11 protein-coding genes are annotated in these 13,137 nt (G+C 60.3%); all 11 read left to right on the plus strand.

All coding sequences use genetic code 11. From position 1 onward, the window contains the following. Nucleotides 1-33: 33 nt before the first annotated feature. Nucleotides 34-582 (plus strand): sulfur globule family protein, encoded by a 549-nt coding sequence (locus tag THSYN_RS20395; protein WP_100920743.1) that lies wholly within the window; start codon nucleotides 34-36, stop codon nucleotides 580-582. 148 nt (nucleotides 583-730) lie between these two features. Beyond that, nucleotides 731-1,489, plus strand: coding sequence for a fumarate/nitrate reduction transcriptional regulator Fnr (fnr, locus tag THSYN_RS20400; RefSeq protein WP_100920744.1), 759 nt, complete (start codon nucleotides 731-733; stop codon nucleotides 1,487-1,489). 17 nt (nucleotides 1,490-1,506) lie between these two features. Continuing rightward, nucleotides 1,507-2,118 carry a DUF1819 family protein gene (locus THSYN_RS20405; protein WP_100920745.1) on the plus strand — a complete coding sequence of 204 codons (612 nt, stop codon included), beginning with the start codon at nucleotides 1,507-1,509 and terminating at the stop codon, nucleotides 2,116-2,118. Nucleotides 2,119-2,261: 143 nt separating this feature from the next. Then, nucleotides 2,262-2,837 carry a DUF1788 domain-containing protein gene (locus THSYN_RS20410; protein WP_100920746.1) on the plus strand — a complete coding sequence of 192 codons (576 nt, stop codon included), beginning with the start codon at nucleotides 2,262-2,264 and terminating at the stop codon, nucleotides 2,835-2,837. A gap of 347 nt (nucleotides 2,838-3,184) precedes the next feature. Then, nucleotides 3,185-3,466: a hypothetical protein gene (locus THSYN_RS34180; protein ID WP_157817814.1), complete on the plus strand. Its 282-nt coding sequence runs from the start codon at nucleotides 3,185-3,187 to the stop codon at nucleotides 3,464-3,466. Between the two features lie 3 nt (nucleotides 3,467-3,469). Further along, a complete protein-coding gene (gene brxC / locus THSYN_RS20415; RefSeq protein WP_100920747.1) occupies nucleotides 3,470-7,054 on the plus strand; it encodes a BREX system P-loop protein BrxC in 3,585 nt (1,194 codons plus the stop codon). A gap of 188 nt (nucleotides 7,055-7,242) precedes the next feature. Beyond that, the gene (locus THSYN_RS20420; RefSeq protein WP_100920748.1) at nucleotides 7,243-7,572 is read left to right on the plus strand and encodes a UPF0175 family protein; all 330 of its coding nucleotides are present in this window, start codon (nucleotides 7,243-7,245) and stop codon (nucleotides 7,570-7,572) included. Further along, nucleotides 7,573-8,085, plus strand: coding sequence for a PIN domain-containing protein (locus THSYN_RS20425; RefSeq protein ID WP_100920749.1), 513 nt, complete (start codon nucleotides 7,573-7,575; stop codon nucleotides 8,083-8,085). It abuts the gene before it with no gap. 67 nt (nucleotides 8,086-8,152) lie between these two features. Next, nucleotides 8,153-8,350 (plus strand): YgiT-type zinc finger protein, encoded by a 198-nt coding sequence (locus THSYN_RS20430; protein ID WP_216644595.1) that lies wholly within the window; start codon nucleotides 8,153-8,155, stop codon nucleotides 8,348-8,350. A gap of 301 nt (nucleotides 8,351-8,651) precedes the next feature. After that, entirely contained in the window at nucleotides 8,652-9,578 is a 927-nt protein-coding gene (locus tag THSYN_RS20435; protein ID WP_216644596.1) for a BREX-1 system adenine-specific DNA-methyltransferase PglX, read from the plus strand. 125 nt (nucleotides 9,579-9,703) lie between these two features. Then, a complete protein-coding gene (gene pglX, locus THSYN_RS20440; protein WP_157817815.1) occupies nucleotides 9,704-13,090 on the plus strand; it encodes a BREX-1 system adenine-specific DNA-methyltransferase PglX in 3,387 nt (1,128 codons plus the stop codon). Nucleotides 13,091-13,137: the final 47 nt, after the last annotated feature.

Here is a 13,137-nt window from a genome sequence, read left to right on the forward strand (position 1 = left end):
TGAACGACAACCCACTGCGGAGCATCCATCCTAATGCATTCTTTTGCCAAGCTGATCAGCGTCGCCGCCATCGTCGGCACCGCCGTCTTTGCCGCCAACCCCGCGCAGGCCTGGGGCGGCCCCGGCGGCGGCAACGGCTGGGGTAACGGCAACGGCAACGGCGTCGGTGACATGTGGAACGACATGCTGGGCGACGGTTCCGGTGATTTCAACATGAACATGAGCGGCCGCGGCAACGGCAACGGCCGTGGTTACGGCAACGGTCGCGGTTATGGCGACGGGCGCGGTTACGGCGACGGACGCGGTTACGGCGGCTACCCGGGCTACGGTGGTGGCTACCCGGGCTACGCCGCACCGGGTTACGGTTACGGCGCACCGGGTTATGCAGCCCCGGGCGGCGGCTACCCGGGCAACGGGGCGCCGGGCTACGGCCCTGGAGCACCCGGCTATGGAGCGCCTGGTTACGCGCCCCAGGCCAACGCCTACGGCGGCGGCTACCCCGGCTATGGCTACGGGGCCCCGACTGCCCCCTACGGTGCACCCCCGGCGCCGCCCGCCCCGCCGGTCGGCGAAGCCAGGTAAGACGTCCAAGGTCCTGAGGGACACCCCAGGCCGCGCCCCCCGGGCGCGGCCTTTTTTTTCGTCGTCGCACCCCCGGCGGCATCCGTGACTTGATCCAGATCAAGAATCGACCCAATATAGAGTATTGAGAAAAGCGGGGGATGTCGTCTTGAGTCAACCAACCATCATTTCCATCGAGACGATGCGGGTTGCGTGCAAGAGTTGCTCGCTCTCAACCCTCTGTCTGCCCATGGGGCTCTGCCCCCAAGACGTGGAGCGGCTCGAAGATATCGTCAAACACGCCCGGCCGCTGCACCGCGGGGACCTGCTGTTTCGCAGCGGTGATCGCTTCCGCTCGCTCTACGTGGTCAAGACCGGCTCGCTCAAGAGCTTCGCGCCCAGTCCGGAAGGCGGCGAGCAGGTGCTGGGCTTTCACCTGCCGGGTGAGGTCATCGGACTCGACGCCATCGACCGACGCACCCACAGTTGCTTCGCCAAGGTGCTGGAAACCTCCTCAATCTGCGAGGTCCCCTTCCAGCTACTGACGCAACTGACGGCGATCATCCCCGGCCTCCAGCATCACCTCTACCGACTGCTCAGCAAGGAGATCGGCCACGACACCGACATGCTCCTGCTGCTCGGCAAGAAGAACGCGGAAGAACGCCTGGCGGCCTTCCTGCTCGACATGTCCAAGCGGCTGCAACGGCGCGGGCTGTCGCCGACCGATTTTTATCTGAGCATGTCGCGCCACGAGATCGGCAACTATCTGGGGCTCGCGGTGGAGACGGTGAGCCGCATCTTTACCCGCTTCCAGGACGACCGCCTCCTGGGAGTGGAGCGCAAGCACATCGAGATCTTCGATCTGGACGCGCTGGCGACCCTGGCGGATGGTATGGGCACGATGCGGCAGCAGCAGCAGCGGACCTGAGGTATCAGGTTTCCCAAGTGACCCATGACGGACGCTACCAGGCCAACTTCACCAAGGGCGGACTCATGGTCCCGGAGAGCCGCCGCGTGGCCGAGCTCCTGCTCGCGGGCGTCGATGCGGCCGGCTGGAAGCAGGCCATCGAAGGGGACAACCTGCTGCGCAAGCGCTCGCCCACCACGGCATCGACCAAGGCCCTGCTGATCCGCGCCCGGCTGCGGACCATGACTGAGGGTTTATGGCGCCTGGTACGTGACGGCGACAGGCCGGTAGCGACCCAGGCGCTCTTCGCCGCAACCATCACCTACTCCCCCCTGGTCGGAGACTTTATGGACCTGGTCGTCCGCGACCTCTACCGGCGCTTCGAGGAACGGCTCAAGGCCCAGCACTGGGACCGCTATGTCGAGGACTGCCACACCCGCGACCCCCGCACACCTGACTGGTCCGCCGGGACCCTGACCAGCCTGCGCACCCGCGTCTTCGGCATGCTGACCGAGGCCGGTTACCTGTCCGACGCGCGCACCCGGACCCTGAGGCCCCTGACGGTCGCGCCGACGGTGGCGGGCTACCTCAGGACCCACGGCCGGGACTATGCCCTGCGCTGCATGGAGGTTGACCCCCGGGCGAGTTGAAGAACAGGAATTGTCCACAGATGAACACAGATGAAGAAACCAGCGAGGCTTCGGCAATCGATGACGAATAATCAACCCTTTAAGAATTCGTTTTTCTTATCTGTGTTCATCTGTGTCATCTGTGGACATCTTGAGGGCGAAGCATGAGCGGCGTCTTCAACCAACGTCTCGACCAGATCCTGGAGCGCGTCACCGCCGACGACTTCCTCCAAGGCAAGGGCCTGGGCAACGAGATCCCGTTCTACGCCTTCGACTATCCCGCCGAACGGGAGTTGGAGGTGCGCGGGCACCTCGCCTTCCTCCTCACCCAGATCCCCAAGCGTCGGCCCAGCTTGCGCTTCACGCACATCAACCTGTTCGACCTGATCATCCGCCACCTGAAGGACCGCGGGTTTTATGACAAGGCCCTGGCCCTCCACCAGAAGCAAGGTGATGCGGCGCTACGCAAGGCGCTCGCCGCACCGCTGGACGCGGGCAAGCTGGCGGCCGTGCTCGCCACCGAGGTCAAGCCCGCGCAACAGGACCTGGTGCTCGTCTCCGGAGTCGGCGCAGCCTACCCCTTGCTGCGCACCCACAACCTGCTGAACAATCTCCACCACCGCATGGGCAGCACGCCGCTCGTGCTGTTCTACCCCGGCGACTACGACGGTCAATCCCTGCGGCTGTTCGGCACCTTACAGGACAAACCCTATTACCGCGCCTTCAGGCTCGTGAGCTGATCCACAGATTCACCGGATGAAGAATGGTCCACAGATGACACAGATTGACACAGATGAAGAAATCAGCGAGGCTGCCGCAGCCGATAACGAATCATCGATCCTCCGAGATCATTTCTTTTCTTATCTGTGTTCATCTGTGTCATCTGTGGACAACTCTTCCGATCAGCCGGATGAAGAATATCCATAGATGACACAGATTAACACAGATGAGGAAATCAGCGCGGCGGCGGCCGATAACGAATCATCGATCCTCCAAGATCATTCCTTATTATTATCTGTGTTCATCTGTGTCATCTGTGGACAACTCTTCCGATCAGCCGGATGAAGAATATCCACAGATAACACAGATGAACACAGATGAAGAAATCAGCGAGGCGGCGGCAGTTGATAATGAATCATCGATCCTCCAAGATCATTCTTTTTCTTATCTGTGTTCATCTGTGTCATCTGTGGACAACTCTTCCGATCAGCCGGATGAAGAATATCCACAGATGACACAGATTAACACAGATGAGGAAATCAGCGCGGCGGCGGCCGATAACGAATCATCGATCCTCCAAGATCATTCCTTTTCTTATCTGTGTTCATCTGTGTCATCTGTGGATAACTCTTCCGCCGCAGGAGTGTAGGTCATGTTGATCAAGGATCTGTTCACCAAGCCGATCGACCGCCCCATCAACGGCGTCATCAAGGCCGATCAGGCCGACAGTGCGTCGGTCTGGCAGGAGCTCGACGAGTACGTCGTCACCAAGGAACTCGACATCCATTTCCGCCGCTTCTTCGGCGCCTACCTGGATGCGATCGACCACGCCGGGGACCCCCAGGTGGTCGGCAAGGTCGGGGTCTGGATCTCCGGGTTCTTCGGCTCCGGCAAGTCCCACTTTCTCAAGATCCTTTCCTACCTCTTGGAGAACCTTGAGATCAGCCATGCCGGGCAGACCCGGCGTGCCATCGCGTTCTTCGACGGCAAGATCCAGGACGCCATGTTGGCCGCCGACATCAAGCGCGCCGTCGGCACCGCGGTGGATGTCTGCCTGTTCAACATCGACAGCAAGGCCGACACCGCCAGCGGGCGTGACGCCATCCTGCGGGTCTTCCTGAAGGTGTTCAACGAGAAGCTCGGGTTTTGCGCCGATCATCCGCACATCGCCGACCTGGAGCGGCACCTCGCGGCGTCGGGCAAGCTCGACGCCTTCAAGGCCGCATTCCGCACCATTGCCAAGTGCGACTGGGAGCAGGAACGCGACGGCTACAGCTTCTACGCCGACGAACTGGTGCTGGCCCTCTCGCAGGCCCTGGGCAAGACCCCCGAGGGTGCACGCGCCTGGCTCGAACGCTGCGAGGACGATTTCAAGTCGCTCCTGACCGTCGAGAACTTCGCCGGCTGGATCAAGGCCTACCTGGACAGTCGGGGCCCCGCGCACCGCATCTGCTTCCTGGCGGACGAGATCGGCCAGTTCATCGGCCAGGACACCCACCTGATGCTCAACCTCCAGACCATCGCCGAGAACTTGGGCACCGTCTGCGGCGGCCGGGCCTGGGTCGTGGTCACCTCCCAAGAAGACATCGACGCGGTGCTGGGCGAGGTCCGTGCCGCCCGCGCCAATGACTTCTCCAAGATCCAGGGTCGTTTCAAGACCCGCCTTTCGCTCTCCAGCGCCAACGTGGATGAGGTCATCCAGAAGCGCCTGCTGGACAAGACCGACGCCGCCCGCGCGACCCTGGCGGCCCTCTACCGCGACCAGGCCGACATCCTCAAGAACCAGCTCAGCTTCAGCAATGTTGGCATGACCTTCAAGCCCTATGCTGACGCACTGGATTTCGTCAGCGTCTACCCCTTTGCCCCCTACCAGTTCCAACTGATCCAAAAGGTCTTCGAGGCCATCCGCCGCCACGGGGTCACCGGCCTGCACCTGGCTCGCGGCGAGCGGTCCATGCTGGACGCCTTCCAGTCCGCCGCGATCCAACTCGCCGCCGAGCCGGTCGGGGTGCTGGTCCCGCTGCACCGCTTCTACCCGGCCATCGAGAGTTTCCTCGAAGGCGTCGTCAAGTCGACCCTCGACCACGCCGCCGGCAACGACAAGCTCGAACCCTTCGACTCGCAGCTTCTGCGCACCCTGTTCCTGATCCGTTATGTCGAGGAGATCCGGGGCAACGTCGACAACCTGGTGACCCTGTTCGTCGACCGCATCGACGCCGACCGCCTGGCCCTGCGCCGACAGATCGAGGCCAGCCTCCAACGCCTGGAGCGCGAGACCCTGATCGGACGCAATGGCGAGGACTTCTTCTTCCTCACCAATGAAGAGCGCGACATCAGCCGCGAGATCAAGGACGTTGACCTGAGTTCCGCGGAAGAGGCCAAGTTCCTGGGCGAGCTGATCTTCGATGACCTGCTCAAGGGGCTGCGCAAGCAGCGCTTCCCCGACAACAACAAAGATTTCGGCATCAACCGCCTGTGCGACCTGCACCCGCACGGCACCCGCACCGACGGCGACCTGGTCCTGTCCCTCGTCACCCCCCTGGCCGACGATTACCCAATGTACGAAGAGGCCCGCTGCATCCTGCAAAGCGCCGCCGAGGGCGGCCAGCTCATCGTTCGGCTCGACGACGACAAGACCCTGGGCCGTGAGCTACGCACCTGGTTGCAGACCGACCGGTACATCGGCCGCAAGAATGACGGCACGGCCGCGACCACCACGGTCAAGATCCTGCGCGAGCGCCAAGAGGAGAACCGGGAGCGCCGCGCGCGCCTGGTCCTGCAACTGGAGCGCCTCTGCAAGGAGGCCGCCTACTACGCCGCCGGCCAGCCGGTCCGGCCCAAGGGCGGCACCGCCGCCGCCTCCTTAAGTGATGCCCTGAACTATCTCATCCGCAACAGCTTCAACAAGCTCGGCTACCTCGCGCACCTGTCCGCCAACCCCCAGGCCGAGATCAAGGCGGTACTCAGCGCCACCGACGTGGACGATCTGGGCTTCTCGCTGGAGGCCGGTCAGGGCAACCAGCAGGCACTCGCCGAGGTCGAGGGCCATGTCAACCTCATGGCCGGCGCCAACCGTCAGGTGATCCTGCAAGACCTCGTGGAAGACCGGTTCGGCCGGCGGCCTTACGGCTGGCCGGAGTGGGAGGTCGTCCTGCTGGTGGCCCGCCTGGTCCGCAAGGGCGCCATCAGCCTGGTGATGGACGGTGCGACCCTGTCCGCGGACAAGATCTTCGAGGCGGTCGTCACCCCCAGCAAATGGCGCCGCATCACGGCCATCAAGCGCCAGACGGTCGATCAGGGCCAACTCCAGGCCGCCCGCCAACTGGCCAAAGAGGTCTTCGGCCAGATCGCCCCCGATGGTGAGGACGCGCTCGCCGCCTGCCTGCGCGAACACCTGGGCGGTTGGCGCACCAACCTCGGCCAATACAAGACCCTGGCCGACACCGACGCCTACCCGGGCCGGCAGGAGATCGCCGATGCCGCGGGTGTCATCGCCAAGCTCCTGGCGGAGACCGAGAGCTTTGGCCTGATCGGCACCTTCCTGGAGCGCAAGACCGACCTGCTCGACCTGTCCGACAATGTCCATGAGCTGACGAACTTCTACGAGACCCAGCGCCCCACCTGGGAGCGGCTGCGCAAGGCCGCCGCCCGCTTCCAGCCCAACCGCACCTGGCTCGACAAAGACCCCAAGGCGGCCGCGGCCCTTGCGCGCATCCAGACCATCCTCGACGCCGCCGCCCCCTATGGCATGATCAAGGACGCCGAGTCGTTGATTCAGACCGTCGAAGGCATCGACACCGCCCTGGTCGCGGAGCGCCGAGCCCAGGTCCTGCAAGGCATCGATGCCCAACTCGGCAAGGTCCAGGTGGAGCTCGACGAGGCCAAGGCCGCAACCGATCTGCGCAACCTGTGCCTCCTGCCGCTGCAAGTCCTCAGACGCCAGGTCGAGACCCAAGCCAGCATTGCCCACCTCGACCAGGCCGGGCAGGCCGCCATCGACGCGGCGGACGAGGCGTTCGCCAAGATCGAGGCCGCGGCCAGTCAACGGAAAGACCCTGGTACAGTCGGCGAGCAAGACAAGCCGGTCTACGTCAAGCCGCGGCGTGTCGTGAAGGTCGCGGCCCTGGCACCGGCCGGGTATCTGGAGACCCAGAGCGACGTGGACGGCTACCTGGATCGGCTCCGCAAGGCGCTGGAGAACGCCATCAGCGCGGGGGAGCGCATCGAGATCCGGTAATCAATTATCCACAGATGACACAGATGAACACAGATAAGAACGTTTTCTCTTCATCTGTGTTCATCTGTGTCATCTGTGGATAAATCCGAGCGGTTGCTCCGGTGGGTCTTGTCTGGAGAGACGTTCATCGTTCCGGTCGTGGCGCGCGGATGTTATGCTAGATGTACCCCTTAAGCGGAGTAACTTCCATGCAGACCGTCGGCATCAAAGCGCTGCAAACCAACCCAGGCGTCCTCAGCAAGGCGCTCGACAGCGGCGACTACCTGCTGATCACCCGGCACGGCAAACCGATCGGGATCGCCGCCGCCTTCGACGACAGCCTGCTCGATCTGGGATTTCGCAAATGGATCGCCGTGCGCTCCTTCCAGGCGGGCGATCTCAGCCTGGGGCAGGTCGCGCAGGTGTTCGAGAAATCAAAGGAGGAGACCATGCGGCTACTGTCCGAGCTGGGGATAGCCATCGCCGACTACGACTTGGCCGAAGACCTCGAAACCCTGGAGTTGCTCGGCAGTCATTGAATGGACGCCATCGTCAGCGATACGACCGCCCTGATCGTGTTGGCGGGCCGACAGCGCTTGGACCTGCTCGGGGCCTGTTTCGAGCGCGTCTTGCTGCCGCGGGCGGTTTACCGGGAGTGGTTGGCAGGCGACGCGTCCGTTGAGAACACAGTCGCGCATCTCAGCTTCCTGGAAGTCGTCGCGGTGGAGGACTTCCCATTGCTCGGTGAACTGCGCACGCTGCTCGACGCGGGCGAGGCGGAGGCCTTGGCGCTCGCCCGAGCGCGAGGACTGCCGCTGTTGGTGGACGAAAAAAAAGCGCGGACCATCGCACGGATGATGAAGATCCCGATCTTGGGACTGGTCGGCGTCCTGTTACTCGCGGTGGAGCGCGGTATCCTGGAGCCGCAGGTGGCCAGCGCACTCCTGCAGGAATCGATCGACCATGGATTTCGCTTGTCCGAGCGGCTCCATCAGGTGTTCCTGAGCCGGCTGGCGTTGTCGGCCGATCCGCAGATGAACAACAAGGCTTGAAAGGCGATCTTTGCCGGGAAATGCGAGAGCATGATCGCTGAAATCCAGAGGCATCATGAGAGAGACAATGGTTGAAACGATGGTGACCTACACGATCGAGTATAACGGCAAGCTGTATGTCATCGACGACGTGCCGGCGCGCGTCTGCCGCGAGACCGGTGAGGAGTTCTTCGCACCAGAGACCGTTGAGCACATCCAAGCACTGGTGAAGGGAAGCAAACCGCCGGTGCGAATGATACAGACTCCGGTTTTTCAGTATGCCTGATATCTGCACCATTCTGTGGTTGGCGCACGACGCTCAGTCCCTTTTGCCAACGGCACGGAAGATTATCCACAGATGACACAGATGAACACAGATGAAGAGAAGAAGGTATTTATCTGTGTCCATCTGTGTCATCTGTGGACAATCATTCTTCCCCCGCCCCCGCAGGTATCATTCATGCCGCAAGAGAAGAATCCACAGATGACACAGATGAACACAGATGAAGAGAAGAAGGCATTTATCTGTGTTCATCTGTGTCATCTGTGGATAATCCGAATCTGTGGACAATCCGAATCTGTGGATCATGAATACTAACAAGATCAAGACCTACGCCCCCAAGGCCCGGCGCGACTTCATCGCCGCCGTTACCCGCCGCGCGGGCACCTTCGGCCTCAGCGCCAAGGGCACCGCGCCCGTACGGGAGGAGGGGCAACTGGTCTTTATCGAGGGGCAGCCCTACCCGCGGTCGGTCGGCACCCAGCGCCAGAAGCTCGCCGCGCGGGTCACGCAGCACGGCTTCGAGCAGACCATGGAGGCGGCGGCCTACACCTGGTTCAACCGCCTCGTCGCCATCCGCTTCATGGAACTGCACGGGTACCTGGACCACAGCTTCCGGGTGCTGAGCCATCCCGCGGGACTGCTCCTGCCGGAGGTCCTGGGGCACGCCGAGCATCTGGACCTGCCCGGTCTGGATCGGGAGCGGGTCATCGAGCTCAAGATGGACGGTAACCGTGACGAAGAACTCTACCGCGACCTGCTGCTGGCCCAGTGCCGGGCCCTGCACCGGGCCATGCCCTTTCTGTTCGAGCGCGTGGACGACGAGACCGAACTGCTGCTGCCCGACAACCTGCTTCAGACCGACTCACTGATCCGCGACCTGGTCAGCACCATCCCGGACGAGGACTGGCAGGAGGTCGAGATCATCGGCTGGCTCTACCAGTTCTATATCTCCGAGAAGAAGGATCAGGTGATAGGCAAGGTGGTGAAGAGCGAGGACATCCCCGCCGCCACCCAGCTCTTCACCCCCAACTGGATCGTCCAATACCTGGTGCAGAACAGCGTCGGGCGCCTGTGGCTCATGGCCAACCCGGCGTCCACGCTCAAAGACCAGTGGCCTTATTACATCGAGCCGGCGGAGCAGACGCCGGAGGTGCAGGCGCAGTTGGATGCGTTGATTGCTGCGAGAATTGCTGAAGATGATCCACAGATGAACACAGATGAACACAGATGAAGACTTCGCCGATTCCCAAGCTCCGCTTGGGAATCCGCTCCGGGAAGCTCCGCTTCCTGAAAGCCCAGGGCGATATGGATTGCTATTGATGCATTACGTCGATACCAGCGTCCCGCAAGATGATCATGCTGAATCCTGAAACCATCACGGTATTGGACCCTGCCTGCGGCTCCGGGCACATCCTGGTCGTGGCCTATGACGTGCTCAAGGCCATCTATCTGGAGCGCGGCTACCGCCCCCGGGACATTCCACGGCTGATCCTGGAGAAGAACCTCTACGGGCTGGATATCGACGACCGGGCCGCCCAGTTGGCCGGCTTTGCCTTGTTGATGAAGGCGCGCGCCGATGACCGGCGGTTGCTCAACGATCCGCCCAGGCTCAATGTATTGGCCTTGCAGGAGAGCAAGGGCTTGAATGCGGACGAATTGACCCGTTCTTTGCAACCGATCGGCGCAATGGTAGGTCGGGCTAACCCTGCGGGTGTAACCCGACAACAAGCCGCCGGGTTCGCTCAAGATGACCTCTTCCCCGACACCCTCCCGCAGATGAACCTCGGCGAATCGGTTGCGCCGGACGCGTCAGGTAACGCTGCGCTGACCCGATCGACGATTGCCGCCCTGATCGACACCTTCGCCGAGGCCAAGACCTTTGGGTCGCTGATTCCGATTCCGCCCGCGCTGGCTAAGGTGTTGCCGGAGATGGAGTCGGGCCTGTTGCAGGCGCTGGATAGTGGCGACGTCTTCGCGTGGGCGGCGGCGGAAGGGCTGTTGCCGCTGGTGCGACAGGCCCGGGTGCTGGCGATGCGGTTCGATGCGGTGGTGGCGAATCCGCCGTATATGGGCGGCAAAGGGATGAACGCCGCGTTAAAGGATTACGCCAAGAATGTCTTTCCGGATAGCAAATCCGATCTGTTCTCGATGTTTATTGAGCGCGGCTTTGACTGGTGTAGGTCTTGCGGCTTCAACAGCATGGTGACGATGCAGAGTTGGATGTTCTTGTCGTCGTTCGAGGCGATGCGGGAAAAGATCCTTCAAAGGCGAACCGTCGTCACGATGGCGCATTTGGGCGCACGGGCTTTTGGCGAAATCTCTGGGGAAGTAGTTCAAACTACAGCTTTCTCCCTCCAAATTTGCCATTTCAATGGATTCAAGCCGGTGTTCTTCCGGTTGGTTGATGGGCAGGAAGAAAAAAAGGCAATGGCGCTACGCGCTGGGCAAAACCGTTTCGATAACGCGATTCAGGATGACTTTAAGATAATCCCAGGAAGCCCTGTAGCGTACTGGGTCAGCGAGAAACTAAAGCAGAGTTTTGCTTCGTATCCCGCACTGTCGGATATCGGAAAACCCCGCCAAGGTTTAGCGACTATGGATAACGAGCGTTTTCTCCGGTTGTGGCATGAATGTTCTATTAGCAATACTTTATTTGATGCAATATCTGCGGAAGAAGCCTTTAGCTCCAGAAGGCGCTGGTTTCCCTGTCAAAAAGGCGGGGCATTTAGGAAGTGGTATGGTAATCATGAATATCTCGTTGACTGGGAAGATAACGGCGAAAGAATAAAAGCGCTCGCGGTCGCAAGATACGGAAGCGCCTCAAAACGCGTCGTTAATGAAGCGCTCTATTTTAAACCAGGCATCACTTGGTCAACGATCTCTGGCGGATTGTTTTCGATGAGATATGTTCCGGCAGGTTTCATATTTGAAACCAAAGGTGCCATGTGCTTTTTTGATAGAGAGGATATTCTCAAGCGCGTACTTGGATTCTGCAACTCTGCTATCGTTAGTCAAATATTGAAGTGCATAAGCCCAACCCTTGATTTTCATGAAGGTCCGGTAGGAAAAGTCCCGGTTGCTGAGATTGAGAGTGAAGTCTTGAGAAGCGGTGTGAGCCAATGCGTAAGAATCGCGAAGAATGACTGGGATGCTGCTGAATGCTCATGGGGATTTCAATCTTTTCCGTGGATTCGTTCGGGGGCGCATAATCCTCCAGCTAACTCTAATGCCAGGAAGCAATTTGGCTCGCGCCTAGAAAATGATTGGGAAACTTGGGAAGCCAATACGGCATTTCAAATAGCCCAAATAAGAGAAATAGAAGGCGAAAACAACCGCATTTTTATCGAAGCCTATGGCCTGCAAGACGAACTCTCCCCGGAAGTCCCCGAAGACCAAATCACCCTCGCCCGCGCCGACCGCGAGAAGGATTGCCAGCGCCTGATCTCCTACGCCATCGGCTGCATGATGGGCCGGTATCGCCTGGATCGGCCGGGGCTGATTTACGCGCATAGCGGCAACCAGGACTTTGAAGCAATCTATAATGTCGTAAGAGAAAAATCCACAGATGACACAGATGAACACAGATCAAGAAATGACTATCTGTGTTCATCTGTGTCATCTGTGGACAATTCCTCTTCCCCCGCCGCCAACGGTATCACTGACGCCGTAAGAGAAAAATCCACAGATGACACAGATGAACACAGATCAAGAAATGACTATCTGTGTTCATCTGTGTCATCTGTGGACAATTCCTCTTCCCCCGCCGCCGACGGCATCACTGATGCCACAAGAGAAAAATCCACAGATGACACAGATGAACACAGATCAAGAAATGACTATCTGTGTTCATCTGTGTCATCTGTGGACAATTCCTCTTCCCCCGCCGCCGACGGCATCACTGATGCCACAAGAGAAAAATCCACAGATGACACAGATGAACACAGATCAAGAAATGACTATCTGTGTTCATCTGTGTCATCTGTGGACAATTCTTCTTTCCCCGCCCCCGACGGTATCACTGATGCCACAAGAGAAAAATCCACAGATGACACAGATGAACACAGATCAGGAAATGAACATCTGTGTTCATCTGTGTCATCTGTGGACAAAAATCCCTTCCCCCCCGACGCCGACGGCATCGTCCCCATCACTGATGCAAACTGGTTCGACGACGACGCCTCGAACCGCATCCGTGAATTCCTGTTGGCCGTCTGGGGCACGGAGACACTGAACGAGAACATGGCCTGGCTGGCGGAGAGTCTGGGGCCAAAGTCCGGCGAGACCCCGGACGAGACCATCCGCCGCTATCTCTCGGCCAGCTTCTTCAAGGACCATCTGCAAACCTACAAGCGGCGGCCCATCTACTGGTGCTTCTCAAGCGGCAAGCAGAAGGCATTCGAGGCCCTGGTCTACCTGCACCGCTACCACGAGGGCACCCTCGCGCGCATGCGCATGGAATACGTGGTCCCGCTGCAAGGCAAGATGGCCGCCCGCATCGACCGGCTCGCCGATGACATCGCGTCCGCGTCCACCACGGCCCAAGCCAAGCGGCTGCAAAAGGAGCGCGACAAGCTGACCCGCCAGCTCGACGAATTGCGCCGCTACGACGAGCAACTGCGCCACTACGCCGACCAGCGCATCGCCCTGGACCTGGACGACGGCGTCAAGGCCAACTACGCCAAGTTCGGCGACCTGCTCGCCGAGGTCAAGGCCGTAACCGGGCAGAAAGAATCCACAGATTGACACAGATGAACACAGATAAGAATCGTTCTCTTCATCTGTGTCCATCT

Source organism: Candidatus Thiodictyon syntrophicum (assembly GCF_002813775.1).
GTDB classification, from domain to species: domain Bacteria; phylum Pseudomonadota; class Gammaproteobacteria; order Chromatiales; family Chromatiaceae; genus Thiodictyon; species Thiodictyon syntrophicum.